Genomic DNA, 17,401 nt, shown 5'->3' with positions numbered 1-17,401 from the left:
ATTAGTACAATTGTTTTAAGTCTTTCAACTGAATTCTCCCTTCGTAAATCGCTTTTCCAAGAATTGCTCCTTCACAACCTAATTCTTTTATTTTGATTAGATCATCGATTGAAGAAACGCCACCAGAAGCAATTAATTTGACCTCCGAAGTAGCTAAAATTTCTGCATATAATTCGTTTGAAGCTCCTTCTAACATTCCGTCTTTCGCGATGTCTGTACAAATCACATAATCAATACCTTTGGTTTTATATTCTTGAATAAAATCTATCACATCTAATTCTGACGTTTCTAACCAACCATGTGTTGCTATTTTTCGATCTTTAGCATCCGCGCCTAAAATGATTTTATCGCTTCCATACTGTGAAATCCATTCTTGAAATAATGTTGGATTTTGAACCGCAATACTTCCTCCAGTAATTTGGTTTGCGCCACATTCAAAAGCAATTCTAATATCTTGATCTGCCTTAATTCCACCTCCAAAATCAACTTTTAAATTGGTTTTAGAAGCAATTAATTCTAACGTTTTATAATTAATGATTTCTTTTGATTTAGCTCCATCTAAATCTACCAAGTGCAAATATTCGATACCGTAATCCTCGAATTCTTTTGCAACTTCCAACGGATTTTCGTTGTATATTTTTTTTGTATCATAATCGCCTTGTGACAATCGAACGCATTTTCCGTCGATAATATCTATAGCTGGGATGATTCTCATAACTGTTATGTTAGATTTACTATTTTGGAATTACGATTAAGAAACAATCGTAATTCGTAAATTAACCTTCGTAAATTATTTTAATTCTTTCATGACCTCTTGGATTGCACGTTCCAATTGTGGGTCTTTATTTTCTAATCGATCTAAGAACGTATTTTTAATATAAATGTCAGGTTTAACTCCAGTTTTTTCTAAATTTTGTCCGTCCAAAGTATAAGTTCCCCAACTTGGTAAACGATAAAATGAGCCATCAACTAATCCTTTTCCAGAAGTGAAAATGATCCAACGATACGTTTCTTGCCCGATGATTTTTCCTAATTTCAAGGCTTTGAATCCTGCAGCTGTCATTTCTGCATCGCTCAATGAGTATTCGTTAATTAATAAAACAATTGGTTTTCCTGAAGGAGCAAAATTTGGTTGAACAGTTAATTGTCCTTCACGATATTTCCATTTCAAATAAGGTCTTTGCGATAAAAAGTTCAAAACTTTATCATGTACATTTCCACCTGTATTGAAACGTAAATCTAAAATGACACCATCTTTTCTATTCTCTTGCTCTACCATGTCCAATAAAAACACATCCAATTCAGAAGTAGACATATTTTTCATGTACGAATAAGCAATTCTATCGTTGCTTAATTTTTTTACACGCTGACGATTTTCATAAATCCATTCATCATATAAAAGCGATTTCAATTCATTATTTGAAATAGGATGAATCTTCGTAGAAATTGTTTTTCCTTTTCGATCAAATTCAAGAGTTAATTCTTCTAATTTTTTAGGCGTTGTAAAATAAGTTTCACGATTTTGGTTTTGATCGATTTTTTGTCCATTCACACTTACTAAAATATCACCTTCTTGAATATCAACATTTTTAAGGAAAGCAGGAGATTTTCGTAAGATTTTTTCAACTGTAAAAGGTTGATTTTTCTTGAAAATAATTCCCGTTTCGTTTGTGAAATAATTCAATCTTCGACTTTCTTCTTTTCCGAAAGATGAAAAACCTAAATGCGAAGAATTTAATTCACCTAGCATATCATTTAGCAAAATTCTTAAATCATTTCGATTGTTTACATAAGGTAAAAACGTTGCGTATTGTTCTTTTTTCGCTTTCCAATCAATTCCATGAAAATTCTCATCATAGAAATTTTCTTCTACTCCAGCCCAAGCTTCTTCGTACATTTGATTGAATTCTGAAGCCAAGTTTTTATTGAAATTATATTTAATACTAACTTTTTCAGGATTTGTAGAATTAATACCAAATTTGTAAACAGAATTATCGATTAAAGCGTAAAGATTTTTTTCATTTTTCAAGATAAAATCAGCGCCTTTGTTGAATATTTTGTCTGTTTTATCTTCTTCAAAATCAGCGGTCGTTTTTCTGTATAACTGAAATTTACCATTTTCTTGGTTAGTATTATAGAATAAAAATTGCTTTTTATCATCCGCAAAAACAAAAGGATTTGTCTGATATCCAAAACGGTCTGTTACCAATTCAATTCTTTCTAAGAATCCTTCTGGATTAATAGTTAATGCTTTAAAATCGTTCTTTTCTTCTTTTTTCTCTTTCTTCTCAACCTTTTTTTCTTCGACAAATAAATTATCAAATTTTTCTGATTTATAAGCTTGATCAAACCAATCTAAAGAAGCACGATAAATACTCGATTCTTGCATTCCCAAAGGATAGGAAGGGTTTTTTCTGTCGCTTGAAAAATAAATGTATTTTCCGTCTGGTGACCAAGTAGGGTCAGCTTCTGAAACACCAGTATTTGTTAAATTAACCGTTGTATTTTTCTTGATGTTGTGAATAAAAATATCTAACTCGAAATTACGTTTTGCAGAGAATAACACATATTCATCATTTGGAGAAAAAGATGGTTTCGAATTTTGGAAAGCCCAAATTTCATCTTTAACAATTGTTGATGATTTAAGTGATTTCAAATCTAATAATCTTACTTCATCGCGTCCGCTTAAATAAACAGCTTGAGATAAATCATTGTTGAATGTAATGTCTCGATTATTTCTTAAATCAGAAGTTAATTGTTCAACTTTTCCTTTTCCGTCAGCCGAAATTTTAAACCAATTTTGGTAACCTTTATATGTTTGGTTGAAGATTAAATTTTTGTTGTCTTTTAACCATTTTACTTCTAAAACACGCTCTTTTCCATCAGAAATTTGATTGACAAACTTTCCTTCATTATCCGAAACAAAAATAATTCCTCTGCTTACAAAGGCCATTTTCTTTCCATCAGGAGAAATGTCAAAATAATCGATGTTATTATCAACTTCAAAATTTTGCTCTTTTTCTAAAGATTTATTCGAATTAACATTAATTGTAAGAGGTTTCGACGTTTTAGTTTTTACATCGTAAACAAATAATTGATAATCTTTTTCGAAAACAACTTTTGAACCATCAGCCGAAACAAAAGGTTTCTTAATTGAAGTTTCAAATTTTGTTAACGCTTCTTTTTTACCATTTGCTAATTGATATAAGTTGTATTCGCCATTATTTTCGTCCGAAATAAAATAAATAATTCCATTTTTATCAACCGTAGGATTAAAATCTTTTCCGTTATAATCGGTATATTGTTTATAACTTTTTGTGGTTGGATTATATCCTAATAAATCTGGATTATTTTCTCCTTTGTATCTTTTTCTTGTAACTTGACTTGCACTTTCAGACGAGTTAGTGAAAATATATTCACCTTGAGGAGTTTCTACTAAACCATTTGTTGTATTAAAATAATTTGTAAAAAGCGCTTCTGGTGTTTTTCCATCTAAATCAATTTTAAAACTTCCAAATCCATTATTTTGATTTGATGTAAAATAGATCGATTTACTGTCCCAACTCCAACTCTCGACTTCATCTTTGGCTTGATGAAAAGTCAATTGCTTAATTTGTCCACCATTTATAGGCATTATATAAATATCGTAATTTCCATATTGATTAGAGCTGAATGCCAGCCATTTTCCGTCTGGTGAAACACGAGGATTGATTTCTTCTCCTTCTAAAGCTGTTATTCTTGCAGCATTCCCGCCATTTATATCGGTTGACCAGATGTCGCCATCGTAACTAAAATAAACCGTTTTAGCATCAGGACTTAAAGAAGGAGTAGAAGTGAAGTACACTTTTTCTTGAGCAGAAACCTGCGAAATTGCAAAAGCACTAAGTATAGTAAAAACTATTTTTTTCATGTGTGTGAATTTATAATTACTATAAACTTAGAAAGTTTTTTAGTATTTGTTCTCCTATTCCTGCAGATTTCTCTGGGTGAAATTGAGTTGCGTAAAAATTATCTTTATGTAAAGCTGCTGAATATTCTAAAATATAGTCTGTTTTCGCGATCGTATATTCTGAATTTTCGCAATAAAAACTATGTACATAATAAATGTCGGAGTTCTCTTGAACGTCATTAAACAAAGGTGTTTTTAAGTCGTAAATCGTATTCCAGCCCATGTGAGGAACGATTTCGGTTGATGGAAATAACTTGACTTGAATAGGGAAAATTCCTAAACAATCGGTATTTCCTTCTTCCGAATAAGCGCACATTAATTGTTGTCCCAAGCAAATGCCTAAGGTTGGTTGTTTTAAGTTTTTAATGACTTTATCTAATCCTTTTACTTTTAAATAAGTCATTGCGGAACTTGCTTCTCCAACTCCTGGAAAAATTACTTTGTCAGCATTTTGCAAAGTTTCAAAATCGTCTGTAATTATAGCTTCGAACCCCAAACGAGTTACTGCATTATATACCGATTTTACATTTCCTGCATTGTATTTTACTATTGCTACCATATTCTTTGATTTACGACTTTTGATTTACGATTGATATTAATCTTAAATCTTCATTCGTCAATTATAAAAGTCCTTTTGTTGAGGGTAAAATCATTTTTTCAGGATCGCGTTTTACAGCTACTTTAATGGTTTTTGCAAACGCTTTGAAAATCGCTTCTATTTTGTGATGTTCGTTTGTTCCTTCTGCTTTGATATTTAAGTTAGCTTTTGCTCCGTCTGTAAATGATTTGAAAAAGTGATAAAACATCTCAGTTGGCATTTGACCAATCATTTCGCGGTTAAATTCAGCTTCCCAAACCAACCAGTTTCTTCCACCAAAATCAATTGCTGCTTGTGCTAAGCAATCGTCCATCGGTAAAGTAAATCCGTAACGTTCGATACCTAATTTATTTCCTAGTGCTTGCGCGAAAACTTCACCTAAAGCAATTGCTGTATCTTCAATCGTGTGGTGTTCGTCCACTTCTAGATCTCCATCCACTTTTATCACTAAATCCATTTGTCCATGACGAGCGATTTGATCTAACATATGATCGAAAAAGTGAATTCCTGTCGAAATATCCGATTTTCCTGTTCCGTCAAGATTTAAATCAATTTTAATCTTTGTTTCATTCGTATTACGAACAATTGAAGCAGTGCGATTTTGAAGTTTTAAGAACTCGTAAATCTCTTTCCATGAAGTTGTTTTTAAAGCAATCGCATCATTTAATCCTTTGTTATCATTGATTTCGTCTGCGCCTAAAGCTTCATCATTCGCGATAAAAATTCCTTTTCCACCAAGATTTTGAGCTAATTTAACATCCGTTATTCGATCACCGATTACAAACGAATTTGTTAAATCATATTCAGGGTTATTGATATACTCTGTTAATAAAGCCGTTCCAGGTTTACGCGTTGGCGCATTTTCATGAGCAAAAGTTTTATCAATGTAAATATCCTCGAATTTCACGCCTTCATTTTCGAATGCTTTCACTACGAAATTTTGTATTGGCCAAAATAATTCCTCAGGATTAGAAGGCGTTCCTAAACCATCTTGGTTGGTCACCATAACTAATTCGTAGTCCAATTCTTTTGCAATTTTACCTAAATAAGTAAAGGCTTCTGGATAGAATTCTAATTTGGAAAAGCTGTCAACTTGGTAGTCAGCTGGCTCTAAAATCATTGTTCCATCACGATCTATGAATAGTATTTTTTTCATTTTAGTTGTTTTTGATGTCATTCCGATGTTAGGAGGAATCTCAGAGATTTCTCATTTCACTGTCGTTTCATTCGAAATGACAAATTATATTATTTTAAGTGTTTGTATTAATTTCTGATTTTCAACTTCCGTTCCAACTGTAATACGTAAACAATTTTCGCATAAATCGTCGTTGTTTCTGTTACGAATTACAATTCCTTTTTCGACCAATTGATTGTAACGTTCGTTTGCATTATCAACTTTAATCAAAATGAAATTCGAATCGCTTGGATAGATTTTTTCTACAAATGAGATATCAGTTAAAGCATTTTCTAGAACTTCTTTTTGTTGAATAATCGTATTTGTAATAGCTATCACTTTATCGTAATCGCTTAAAATTTCAATCGCTTTTAATTGTGTTAATTGATTGATGTTATAAGGTGGTTTTATTTTATTTAAAACATCCACAATTTCTTGTGAAGCATACAAAATTCCTAAACGAATTCCTGCTAAACCAACCGCTTTCGACAAAGTTTGGGTAACAATTACGTTTGGATAATTTTTGATTTCTTCTATCCAAGACTGTTCTGTGGCGAAATCGATATAAGCTTCGTCGATAATTATTAAGCCATTGAAACGATTCACAATTTCTAAAATAGTTTCTCTTTTGATGATTTCTCCTGTTGGATTATTAGGAGAGCATAAAAAAATCATTTTTGTATTTTCATCTACTTTTGAGAAAATATCTTCGATGTTTGGTTGAAAATCTTCTTTGTTTAATAACGATTTTCGGTATTCAATAGCATTTAAATTCGCTAAAACACCATACATTCCATAGGAAGGTGAAATCGCAATAACATTATCTTGATTCGGTTCGCAAAATGCTCGGAAAATTAAATCTAACACTTCGTCACTTCCATTTCCTAATAGAATCTGATTTGCAGGAAAGTTTTTGATTTCACTTAAAATCGATTTTACATTACGTTGTAAAGGATCAGGATAACGATTCAATCCATTATTGAAAGGATTTTCGTTCGCATCCAAGAAAACGAAATCGTTATTTATTTCTTGAAATTCGTCACGAGCTGATGAATAAGCTTTCAGCGTTTTTACGTTAGGACGAATGATGTTATTTATGTTGAATGAATTCATGTACGATTTTTGATTTACGATTTTAGATCATTTAGTCTTAAGGTTACTGCATTTTTGTGCGCAAATAACTCTTCGGCTTCAGCCATTAATTCGATTGCTGGACCAATGTTTTGAATTCCTTCTGCTGATAATTTCTGAAACGTGATTTTCTTGATAAAACTATCAAACGAAACTCCTGAATAATTTTTTGCATAACCATTAGTTGGCAAAGTGTGATTGGTTCCTGAAGCATAATCACCAGCCGATTCACACGAATAATTTCCTAAGAAAACTGAACCTACATTAATAATTTTATCGATATAATTTTCAGCCATTTCGCAAGCGAAAATTAAATGTTCAGGTGCATAAATATTTGAAAAAGTTACACATTCTTCGATAGAATTTAAAACAATTCCTTTTGAATTTTCTAACGCTTTAGTCGCTAATTCTTTTCTTGGCAGAACTTCTAATTGAGCATTGATTTCTTCAATCGTTTCATTTAATATTTGTTCGTTTGTTGTTAATAAAATCACTTGTGAATCGATTCCGTGTTCGGCTTGTGATAATAAATCGGCAGCCACATATTTAGGAACCGAAGTTTCATCTGCAATCACTAAAACTTCGCTTGGACCAGCAGGCATGTCGATGGCTACACCAAAGTTTTGAGCAACTTGTTTTGCTGCAGTTACATATTGGTTTCCTGGACCGAAAATTTTATCCACTTTTTGAATCGTTTCTGTTCCAAAAGTTAACGTTCCAATCGCTTGAATTCCGCCAACTTTGTAGATTTTTTCAATTCCGATTAAGTTCGCAGTATATAAAATTGCAGGGTGAATTTTTCCTTCTTTATTTGGAGGTGTACATAAAATAATATTTTGGCAACCAGCTAATTTGGCAGGAATTCCTAACATTAAAGTTGTAGAAAATAACGGAGCTGTTCCACCTGGAATATAAATTCCAACATTTTCGATACCGCGAGATTCTCTCCAACAATTTACTCCTTTTGTGGTTTCAATAACTTTTACTTCTTCACGTTGTTCAGTGTGAAACTTCTCAATATTAGAAGCTGCTAATTGAATTGCTCCTTTTAATTCTTCAGAAATTAAAGTTTTTGCTTCTTCAATTTCTTGAGTAGAAACTTCTAAAGAAGTTAGCTTAACTTGATCAAATTTTTCTGTAAAATCAATTAAAGCTTGATCTTTCTCGGTTTGAATTTTTCCAAAAATATCTAAAACTATTTCTTGTAAATCTTGTGCTTCTTTCGTTGGTCGAGCTGTTAACGTAGACCAATCTGAAAGTTGAGGTTTGATATATGTTTGCATTTTGTTACGAATTACGATTTTAGAATTACGAATTACGATTCAATCGTAAATTGTAAATCGTCAATCAAAAATTATAAAATCATTTTTTCAATTTCTAGTACTAAAATTCCTTCCGCACCCAAAGCTTTCAATTGCTCGATGATGTCCCAAAAAGTATCTTCTTTAATTACAGTGTGGATTGATGACCAACCTTTTTCGGCAAGTGGTAAAACTGTTGGAGATTTCATTCCGGGTAACAAAGCAATGATTTCTTCTAACTTTTCGTTGGGCGCGTTTAATAAAATATATTTGTTCTCAGAAGATTGTTTTACCGCTTCAATTCTAAATAAAAGACGATCTACAATTGCTTGTTTTTCATTGTCGAGATTTTTGTTAGAAATTAAAACTGCTTGTGATTCAACCACTGTTTCCACTTGTTTCAAACCATTTGTTAATAATGTTGAACCTGTAGAAACGATGTCAAAAATAGCATTTGCCAAACCGATACTTGGAGCAATTTCTACGCTTCCACCAATTTCTTCAATCTTAACGTTGATACCTTTTTCTTGGAAAAATTTTTGTAAAATACGTGGATAAGAAGTGGCAATTTTTTTGTCTTGAAAATAACTTAAATCTGTATAAGCTTCATCTTTCGGAATAGCTAAACAAAGTTTACAACCTGCGAATCCTAATTGACGAATTTGAGTGACATTTTTATCTTTTTCCCAAACTTCATTTTCTCCTAAAATACCGATGTCAGCAACGCCTTGTTCTACATATTGTGAAATATCGTCGTCTCGTAAGAATAAAACTTCGATAGGGAAATTTGGAGATTCGGTTCTTAATTTTCGATTACTTGTAGAAATTTTAATTCCGCAATCTTTCAATAATTCGAGTGATTTTTCACTTAATCGACCACTTTTCTGAATGGCTATTTTTAATTTACTCATTTTTAATGTTTTATATTTTTTAAGTTTGAGTAAATCGATGATTAAATCTTGAAGTAACAAAAAATCCCGTTCGATTTACTCAAACGGGATTTAGATATTGTGATAAAATCATTACATACCACTATCTGCTCGCTTGAGTGCAAGTATGATGGTGATGATGATGTAATTGATTTGTGTACATTTTTACTTTTTTGTCGGAACAAATGTAGAAAGGAAATTTTAATTGACAATAGATTTTTTGAAAATTAGTAAATAAACTTGTTATTAATTATGAAAACCTTATTTTTTTCTATTTTTATCCAAAAGAACTCAAATATTTATTGAGTTTTATTGATTTGATTAATTCTCAATATTTTATAGAAAGTTCGGTTACATCCAAAACTTTCTTTTATTTTTGCAGTAATATATGTTAGAAAAACAAGAAGCACAATACGAAAAAGTAGTTTTAGTTGGGTTGATTACACGTGAACAATCCGAAGAAAAACTGACGGAATATATGGACGAATTGGAGTTCTTAGCTTATACAGCTGGAGCTACAGTTGGAGAACGTTTTACGCAAAGGATGGATAAACCTGATTCTAAATTCTTTGTAGGAAGCGGGAAATTAGATGAAATCACAGCTTTTGTCGAAGAATATGATATTGATACAGTTATTTTTGATGATGAATTAACGCCTTCTCAGTTGAAAAATATTGAGAAAGTTGTCAACAAAAAAATCATCGACCGTACACAATTGATTTTAGATATTTTTGCTCAACGAGCGCAAACTTCATATGCACGTACGCAGGTAGAATTGGCTCAATACCAATATTTATTACCACGATTAACACGAATGTGGACACACTTAGAGCGTCAACGTGGAGGAATTGGTATGCGTGGTCCTGGTGAAACGGAAATTGAAACGGATAGACGTATTATTCGTGATCGAATTACGTTATTGAAAGAGAAATTGAAAGGAATCGATAAGCAAATGGCGACTCAACGTAAAAATCGAGGAGCATTGGTACGCGTTGCGTTGGTTGGGTACACAAATGTTGGGAAATCAACGTTGATGAATGTCTTATCGAAGTCCAAAGTTTTTGCCGAAAATAAATTATTTGCAACATTAGATACAACGGTTCGAAAAGTGGTAATTGGTAATTTACCTTTCTTATTAACGGATACGGTTGGGTTTATTCGCAAGTTGCCAACACAATTGGTAGAATCGTTCAAATCTACATTAGATGAGGTTCGTGAAGCGGATTTGTTGGTCCATGTTGTGGATATTTCGCATGCGAGTTTTGAGGATCATGTGAATTCTGTGAATCAAATTTTAGCTGAAATTGAATCGAAAGAGAAACCAACGATTATGGTTTTTAATAAAATTGATAATTTTTCTTATGTCAAACAAGATGAAGATGATTTGTCTGAAAAGAAATTTGAAAATTATTCGTTAGAAGATTGGAAACGTACGTGGATGGCGAAAACAGATTATCCGACATTGTTTATTTCGGCAACGGAAAAAGATAATTTAGAAGATTTGCGAAAAACGGTTTATGAAGAAGTGAAAGAAATTCACATGAAACGTTTTCCTTATAATAATTTCCTTTTTCAATATTACGATGAGGAAGAAAATGATTCGGAAGAATAAAGATAGAAAGAGTTCAGTTTTTGGACTCTTTTTTTGTTAACTTCAACATCTTAATTGATAAAATATGATAGAGCAATTAAAATCAACTTTACAAGATTTAGCGGACGATGATAAAGCGAAGATTATGATGCGTTTTTTCAAAACTGGAAAAGGAGAATATGGTGAAGGAGATATTTTTCTTGGGATTTCTGTTCCGAATCAACGTTTGATTGCGAAAGAATTTTATCAACAAGTTTCATTAAATGACATCAAAAATTTATTGAATTCCAATATTCACGAATATAGATTAACAGCTTTATTGATATTGGTCTTGAAGTACGAAAAATCAAAAGATGAACTTGTAAGAAAAGATATCATCGATTTTTATCTTGCTCAAACTTCTCAAATCAACAATTGGGATTTGGTTGACACAAGTTGTTATAAAATTTTGGGACATTATTGTTTTCATCAAAAGCGAGAGGAATTGCTTTTTGAATTAGCGAATTCTGAGGATTTGTGGGAAAAACGAATTGCAATTGTATCAACGATGTATTTTATCAAACAAAAATCATTTTCAATTGTTCCAGAAATTGTGTTGAAAAATCTTAATCATTCACACGATTTAATGCACAAAGCAAATGGTTGGATGTTGCGTGAAATGGGAAAAATGGACGAAGAAAAGTTGATTGAGTTTTTAGATGAATATACATTACAAATGCCAAGAACGACGTTGAGATATGCGCTCGAAAAAATTGATCCAATTCTCAAAGATTATTATATGAAATTGAAATAGTTTGCATAAAAAAAGTCGCTCACAGAGCGACTTTTTATTTTATATAAAGAATAAATTCTTACAAAATAACATGACCTAATTTCGTCAACTTTTGATGATCTAAAACTTTTATTTTTCTTCCTTCAACTTCGATTAATTCATCAGTTTTGAATTCAGAAATCAAACGAATTGCAGATTCTGTCGCTGTTCCAATCAAATTTGCCATTTCTTCGCGTGTCAACGAAATGTTGATAAATCCGTCTTTGTCTGTTCCTAATTTTCCTTCTAATAAAATTAAAACTTCAGCCAAACGTTCGCGAACTGTTTTTTGTGCTAAATAAGTGATTGTTCTTGCATATTCTCCCAAATCTTTAGCAATTCTTTGTAAAATATTGAAAGCTAATTTTGGATTAACTTCTAATAATTTTAAGAAGAATTTTTCTGGAATATAATATATTTCAACAGGGGTCATTGCAGTTGCAGATGCACCAAAAACTTCTTGACTTAAAATTGAGCGATAACCGATAATGTCACCTTCGTTGATAAAACGTAGAATTTGCTCTTTTCCATTAAAACCAATTTTGAACAACTTAGCAGTTCCTTTCATGACGCAATATATACCTTTTGGTGTGTGACCTTCCTGGATAATTTCGTCTCCTTTTTTTAGGTTGATGATTTTCTTCTCTTGCTCAAACTCCAATAATTCTTCCTTACTAAAAACCCCGAAAGACTCTTGGTTATCAAACATCGCTTTAATCGATACTACATTCTCATTAAACTCTGACATATCTTGTTGTTATGACTTAATTCATACAAAGTTAACGTTAATTCTGATAAAAGGAAAGTAATTTTGTAAAATAGTATGGAAGAGAATTGTTTTCACTGTGGTCAACGAATTGAAGAAGAGTTTATTCAGTTCGATGAAAAGGATTTTTGTTGTCAGGGTTGTAAAACGGTTTACGAGATTTTAAACGTAAATAATTTAAAAGATTATTACGACCTTAATCGTAATGCAGGTTTGCGTCCTGATGGAAAAAGTAATCATCAATTTGATTTCTTAAACACAAAAGAAATCTTTGATAAAGTTGTAGATTTTTCAGATGACGGCGTTACAGTTGTCTCCTTTTACGTGCCTGTAATGCATTGTACTTCGTGTGTTTGGTTGTTAGAAAGTTTGGATACGATTAATCCAAATATTATATCTTCTAATGTCAATTTTACGCAAAAAACTGTTCAGATTACGTATCGTGATGCGGATTTGAAATTAGGTGATTTGGCAAGATTTATTACAAATTTAGGCTATAAACCTTCGATTAATCTAAAAACATTAGACAAAAAGAAAAAAAGCAAAGTCGATCGTTCTTTAGTGAGCAAATTGGTTATTGCAGGATTCTGTTTTGGGAATATTATGCTTTTATCATTTCCAGAATATGTCGAAGTTTTTGGAGACGTAAAAGAACAATGGTTAGATCAAAACAAAGGATATTTTCGTTGGACGATGTTTGCATTGTCGTTGCCTGTTTTCTTTTATTCATCTACCGATTATTTTGTTTCGGCTTGGCAAGGTCTGAAAAATAAATATATCAATATCGATGTGCCAATTGCGTTAGGAATTATCGTGATTATGTTTAAATCGACTTATGATATCATTTTCGATATTTCGCCAGGTTACTTTGATACATTAGCGATGCTTTTATTTTTGATGTTGACAGGGAAATGGTTTCAGCAACAAACAATGCAAGCGTTGGCATTTGATCGAGATTACAAATCGTTTTATCCAATTGCAGTTGCGAAATTAGAAAATGGTTATGAACAACCAATTTTGTTGGCTGATTTGAAAAAAGGTGATCGAATTTTAATTAGAAATGAAGAAATTATTCCAGCCGATGCCATTTTGATGAAAGGTGAAGCGATGATTGATAACTCGTTTGTAACGGGAGAATCTCGCTTGATTCATAAAAAAGCTGGAGATAAAATATTTGCTGGTGGAAAACAATCTGGTAATGCAATTGAGCTGGAAATTATTTCGGATGTTAATCAAAGTTATTTAACCCAATTATGGAACAATGATGCTTTCCAGAAAGAAGAATCTGAGTTGAATGCTTTGACGAATAAAATCAGTCATTATTTCACATTAATCATCCTTATTATTACAGCAATTTCTGCTGTTTATTGGTATTTTCACGATTCTTCAAAAATATTAGAAGTTGTTACATCAATCTTAATTATCGCTTGTCCTTGTGCGTTAGGTTTATCGTCTCCGTTTATTTTGGGACACATGATGCGTATTTTCGGGAATAAGAAATTTTATGTAAAAAATACATCAACAGTCGAAAGAATGGAGAAAATTACAGACGTAGTTTTTGATAAAACGGGTACAATTACGGAAAGTGATGAAGCGCAAGTGCAATACGAGGGGAAAGAACTTTCTGAGTATCAAAAGCAATTGGTGAAAGCATTGATTAGAAACTCTAATCACCCTTTAAGCCGTACATTATATAAGAAGTTGACGGTTGATGATCATTTGCCAATTTCTAATTACGAAGAAATTGTAGGAAAAGGTCAGCAAGCTGATGTAGATGGACATCAAGTAAAAGTTGGTTCGAGAAGTTTCACGAATGCAATTTTTAATGAAAATAGATTAAATCAATCTCAAGTTTTTATAGCGATTGATGGAGAAGTTTTTGGTAAATTTGTGTATACCAATCGATATCGAAAAGGTTTAGATCGTTTATTGAAAGAATTGGATACATATCAGTTACACGTTTTGTCTGGGGATAATGATTCTGAAAAAGAATATTTAGAAACTATTTTTCCAGCCAATGCAAAATTGATTTTTAATCAATCGCCAACTGATAAGTTAGAATATATCAAACAATTGGAACAAGAAGGGAAGAAGGTGATGATGCTTGGAGATGGATTGAATGACGCTGGAGCTTTGAAACAAAGTACAGTAGGGATTTCTATTTCTGAGGATATTAACAGTTTTTCGCCTTCGTGTGATGGAATTTTGGATGGAAAAAGTTTTTCGGCAATTCCAAATTTCTTGAACTTATCGAAGACCACGATGAAATTTGTAAAAATTGCTTTTTTCATCAGTTTCTTGTATAATATTGTTGGACTTAGTTTTGCTGTTTCTGGTTATTTACAGCCAGTTGTAGCGGCTATATTGATGCCAATAAGTTCTATTTCAGTGTTAATTTTTGCAACGACAAGTACCCGAATTGCAGATAAATTAACAAAATGGAATTTAGATTGATTTTAAATTAGAGTTATACATACTGCTCTGACCAAAATCATTGTGATAAGAACTTAGGGCTTTGTAATTTTGTGGAGCTATGGGGATATTATTATTAATGATATTAGTTAGTGTCTCTTTGGGGGCAATTTTCCTTCTTTTATTCTTTTTAGGGTATAAGAAAGGACAATTTGATGAGGATGAATCCCCAGCAGTGAGAATGTTAAAAGATGATAAAAAAACACAAGATAAAATCGACTCATAATGCAAATGCAGACTTTTAGTTACGACAATAAGATCGTAAAGTATTTCCTTTATGCCACATTGTTTTGGGCAGTTATGGCATTTTTCTTTGGAGTATTGGTTGCAACTTTGTTGTTTTTTCCAACGTTACCAGAATACATCTTCGGATCGGATGATGGTACAATCGGAGGGAACATCCAAGGCTTAATCAATTCACAAGGGACACTTGGTTTTGGTAGATTAAGAATGATTCACACAACATTTGCGGTGTTCGCGTTTGTTGGAAACTCGTTCTTTACCGGAGCTTATTATTCAATGCAAAGGTTGTTGAAAACCAGAATGTACAGCGATGTTTTAAGCTGGATCGTTTTCTGGGGATGGCAATTATTTATTGTATTATCATTTGTAACATTTATCTTAGGATACAACACTTCTAAAGAGTATGCTGAGCACGAATGGCCAATTGATATTTTAATCGCTTTAGTTTGGGTATTGTTTGGAGCACAAATGTTCTTAACGATTGCTAAACGTCGTGTTCGTCATTTGTATGTAGCAATTTGGTTCTTTATCGGAACTTGGGCTGCAATTACAATGTTACACGTGTTTAACAATTTAGAAATCCCTGTAACATTTAGCTTAACGGCTCCGAAATCATATTCATTGTATTCTGGAGTTCAAGATGCGTTAGTACAATGGTGGTACGGACACAATGCGGTAGCATTCTTCTTAACGACACCTATCTTAGGATTAATGTATTACTTTGTACCAAAAGCAGCTAATAGACCTGTATTCTCATACAAATTATCTATTATCCACTTCTGGTCATTAATCTTTATTTATATTTGGGCTGGTCCTCACCACTTGCTTTATACCGCATTACCAGGTTGGGCACAAGCTTTAGGAACAGGTTTCTCTATCATGTTAATCGCTCCATCTTGGGGAGGTATGTTAAATGGTTTATTAACATTACGTGGTGCATGGGATAAAGTACGAGAAAATCCTATTTTGAAATTCTTCGTAGTTGCCTTAACTTGTTATGGTATGGCTACTTTTGAAGGTCCAATGTTAGCAACAAAAACATTAAATAAAATTGGTCACTTTACAGACTGGGTTCCTGCTCACGTACACGTAGGTACTTTAGGATGGAATGGATTTATCGCTTTTGGTATGATCTATTATTTAGCACCAAAATTATTCAATACAAAATTAGCTTCTGTTAAGATGGCTAATGCGCACTTCTGGATAGGTACTTTCGGTATCTTATTCTGGGTAATTCCTATGTATGTTGCAGGATGGACACAAGGTTTAATGTGGAAACAATTCGCAGCAGATGGAACATTAGAATATGGTAACTTCTTACAAACAGTTACAATTCTTAAACAATGGTTATATCCATTGCGTGCATTTGGTGGAACATTATACTTAATAGGAGCAATCTTAATGATTATCAATGTTTGGAAAACTGTAAAATCTGGACACTTTGTTGCAAATGAAGAAGCAGAAGCTCCTGCATTGGCTCCAAAAACAGCAGCGCGTACACAAGGAGAAGGCGTACACTCTTGGATCGAAAGAACACCAATCGTGTTAACAATCGGAGCTGTATTAACTTTAGCAGTAGGTGGATTAGTAGAGATTGTTCCTACAATCGTAGTAAAATCTAACGTACCTACAATTGCAAGTATCAAACCTTACACTCCATTAGAGTTAGAAGGACGTGATTTATATATTAGAGAAGGATGTAATGCTTGTCACACGCAAATGGTTCGTCCATTCCGTGATGAAGTAAAACGTTATGGTGAATACTCAAAAGCAGGAGAATTTGTTTACGATCACCCATTCTTATGGGGTTCTAAAAGAACTGGTCCAGACTTACACCGCGAAGGAGGTAAAAACCCAGACGCTTGGCATTACAAACATATGTGGAATCCACGTTCTACATCAGATGGTTCTATCATGCCACGTTACCCATGGTTAATTGAAAATAAATTAGACCGTGAGTTAACGCGTGATAAAATGAAATCTATGGTTGCATTAGGAGTTCCTTATCAACAAGAAGATTTTGACAGTATGCAAGTTTCTATGAACAAACAAGCTTTAGCAATTGAGCAAACTATCTTTAAAGATGCATCTGACTTGAAAGAGTTATACGCTAAGAAAGAAGCAGAAGCTAAACAACAAGGTAAAGAGTTTGTTCCGTTAAGAGATCGTGAGATTACAGCATTAATCGCATATTTACAACGTTTAGGAACAGATATAAAAGCTGAACAAGTAGAGACAGCAAGTAACTAATGTTAAAATATTATAAAGAATTCCTTTCTCAGTATGAGTATGCATCTTTCTTGCAGACATTGATCCTTATTGGATTCATAGCAGTCTTTGTAACGATATTTGTAAAAGTAATGAAAAAACCGAAAGGTTATTACAAAGACAACGAGTCAGCAGCTTTAGATTTAGAACCAGAAGAGAACGAAAAAA

At 32.6% G+C, this 17,401-nt stretch carries 13 protein-coding genes; 5 read left to right on the top strand and 8 right to left on the bottom strand.

Features of this window, described 5'->3' with window-relative positions:
• Position 1: 1 nt before the first annotated feature.
• The 7 genes from hisA to hisG form a co-directional block, all read right to left on the bottom strand.
• The gene (gene hisA / locus G0Q09_RS02530) at positions 2-715 is read right to left on the bottom strand and encodes a 1-(5-phosphoribosyl)-5-[(5-phosphoribosylamino)methylideneamino]imidazole-4-carboxamide isomerase (RefSeq protein ID WP_219033864.1); all 714 of its coding nucleotides are present in this window, start codon (positions 713-715) and stop codon (positions 2-4) included.
• Between the two features lie 75 nt (positions 716-790).
• Positions 791-3,910 (bottom strand): S41 family peptidase, encoded by a 3,120-nt coding sequence (locus G0Q09_RS02525; protein WP_219033863.1) that lies wholly within the window; start codon positions 3,908-3,910, stop codon positions 791-793.
• 19 nt (positions 3,911-3,929) lie between these two features.
• Positions 3,930-4,508, bottom strand: coding sequence for an imidazole glycerol phosphate synthase subunit HisH (hisH, locus tag G0Q09_RS02520; RefSeq protein WP_125349878.1), 579 nt, complete (start codon positions 4,506-4,508; stop codon positions 3,930-3,932).
• A gap of 61 nt (positions 4,509-4,569) precedes the next feature.
• On the bottom strand, positions 4,570-5,703 hold the full coding sequence (gene hisB, locus G0Q09_RS02515) for a bifunctional histidinol-phosphatase/imidazoleglycerol-phosphate dehydratase HisB (protein ID WP_038336499.1): 1,134 nt from the start codon (positions 5,701-5,703) through the stop codon (positions 4,570-4,572).
• An 84-nt stretch (positions 5,704-5,787) separates the two neighbouring features.
• Positions 5,788-6,834, bottom strand: a complete 1,047-nt coding sequence (hisC, locus tag G0Q09_RS02510; RefSeq protein ID WP_219033862.1) for a histidinol-phosphate transaminase — start codon at positions 6,832-6,834, stop codon at positions 5,788-5,790.
• Positions 6,835-6,848: 14 nt separating this feature from the next.
• Entirely contained in the window at positions 6,849-8,135 is a 1,287-nt protein-coding gene (gene hisD, locus G0Q09_RS02505; protein WP_219033861.1) for a histidinol dehydrogenase, read from the bottom strand.
• 71 nt (positions 8,136-8,206) lie between these two features.
• Entirely contained in the window at positions 8,207-9,064 is an 858-nt protein-coding gene (gene hisG / locus G0Q09_RS02500) for an ATP phosphoribosyltransferase (protein WP_125349882.1), read from the bottom strand.
• Positions 9,065-9,470: 406 nt separating this feature from the next.
• Between hisG and hflX the strand changes: the two genes are divergently transcribed.
• Positions 9,471-10,694 carry a GTPase HflX gene (gene hflX, locus G0Q09_RS02495; protein ID WP_219033860.1) on the top strand — a complete coding sequence of 408 codons (1,224 nt, stop codon included), beginning with the start codon at positions 9,471-9,473 and terminating at the stop codon, positions 10,692-10,694.
• Between the two features lie 64 nt (positions 10,695-10,758).
• On the top strand, positions 10,759-11,466 hold the full coding sequence (locus tag G0Q09_RS02490; RefSeq protein ID WP_219033859.1) for a DNA alkylation repair protein: 708 nt from the start codon (positions 10,759-10,761) through the stop codon (positions 11,464-11,466).
• A gap of 58 nt (positions 11,467-11,524) precedes the next feature.
• Here G0Q09_RS02490 and G0Q09_RS02485 read toward each other — a convergent pair whose 3' ends face one another.
• Entirely contained in the window at positions 11,525-12,232 is a 708-nt protein-coding gene (locus G0Q09_RS02485) for a Crp/Fnr family transcriptional regulator (protein WP_219033858.1), read from the bottom strand.
• Between the two features lie 75 nt (positions 12,233-12,307).
• On the opposite strand from G0Q09_RS02485, the gene G0Q09_RS02480 reads away from it, so the two are divergent.
• From G0Q09_RS02480 to ccoO, 3 genes are all read left to right on the top strand, one after another.
• Positions 12,308-14,704, top strand: a complete 2,397-nt coding sequence (locus G0Q09_RS02480; protein WP_219033857.1) for a heavy metal translocating P-type ATPase — start codon at positions 12,308-12,310, stop codon at positions 14,702-14,704.
• Between the two features lie 79 nt (positions 14,705-14,783).
• A complete protein-coding gene (gene ccoS, locus G0Q09_RS02475; protein WP_019974626.1) occupies positions 14,784-14,948 on the top strand; it encodes a cbb3-type cytochrome oxidase assembly protein CcoS in 165 nt (54 codons plus the stop codon).
• A complete protein-coding gene (gene ccoO, locus G0Q09_RS02470; RefSeq protein WP_219033856.1) occupies positions 14,948-17,215 on the top strand; it encodes a cytochrome-c oxidase, cbb3-type subunit II in 2,268 nt (755 codons plus the stop codon). Before ccoS ends, ccoO begins: the two co-directional genes overlap by 1 nt.
• The last annotated feature ends 186 nt before the right edge of the window (positions 17,216-17,401 follow it).

The sequence above is a fragment of the Empedobacter falsenii genome (assembly GCF_019308355.1).
Lineage (GTDB): Bacteria > Bacteroidota > Bacteroidia > Flavobacteriales > Weeksellaceae > Empedobacter > Empedobacter falsenii_B.
Note: the sequence above shows the minus strand (reverse complement) of the source record. Positions and strands in the feature narration are given on the sequence as shown.

Bases quoted from the DNA above. Each gene is read 5' to 3' on its own strand.
- hisB (WP_038336499.1), bottom strand. From the start codon at position 5,703: ATGAAAAAAATACTATTCATAGATCGTGATGGAACAATGATTTTAGAG.
- ccoS (WP_019974626.1), top strand. From the start codon at position 14,784: ATGGGGATATTATTATTAATGATATTAGTTAGTGTCTCTTTGGGGGCA.
- hisC (WP_219033862.1), bottom strand. From the start codon at position 6,834: ATGAATTCATTCAACATAAATAACATCATTCGTCCTAACGTAAAAACG.
- hisD (WP_219033861.1), bottom strand. From the start codon at position 8,135: ATGCAAACATATATCAAACCTCAACTTTCAGATTGGTCTACGTTAACA.
- G0Q09_RS02480 (WP_219033857.1), top strand. From the start codon at position 12,308: ATGGAAGAGAATTGTTTTCACTGTGGTCAACGAATTGAAGAAGAGTTT.
- hisA (WP_219033864.1), bottom strand. From the start codon at position 715: ATGAGAATCATCCCAGCTATAGATATTATCGACGGAAAATGCGTTCGA.
- G0Q09_RS02485 (WP_219033858.1), bottom strand. From the start codon at position 12,232: ATGTCAGAGTTTAATGAGAATGTAGTATCGATTAAAGCGATGTTTGAT.
- G0Q09_RS02490 (WP_219033859.1), top strand. From the start codon at position 10,759: ATGATAGAGCAATTAAAATCAACTTTACAAGATTTAGCGGACGATGAT.
- ccoO (WP_219033856.1), top strand. From the start codon at position 14,948: ATGCAAATGCAGACTTTTAGTTACGACAATAAGATCGTAAAGTATTTC.
- hisG (WP_125349882.1), bottom strand. From the start codon at position 9,064: ATGAGTAAATTAAAAATAGCCATTCAGAAAAGTGGTCGATTAAGTGAA.
- hisH (WP_125349878.1), bottom strand. From the start codon at position 4,508: ATGGTAGCAATAGTAAAATACAATGCAGGAAATGTAAAATCGGTATAT.
- G0Q09_RS02525 (WP_219033863.1), bottom strand. From the start codon at position 3,910: ATGAAAAAAATAGTTTTTACTATACTTAGTGCTTTTGCAATTTCGCAG.
- hflX (WP_219033860.1), top strand. From the start codon at position 9,471: ATGTTAGAAAAACAAGAAGCACAATACGAAAAAGTAGTTTTAGTTGGG.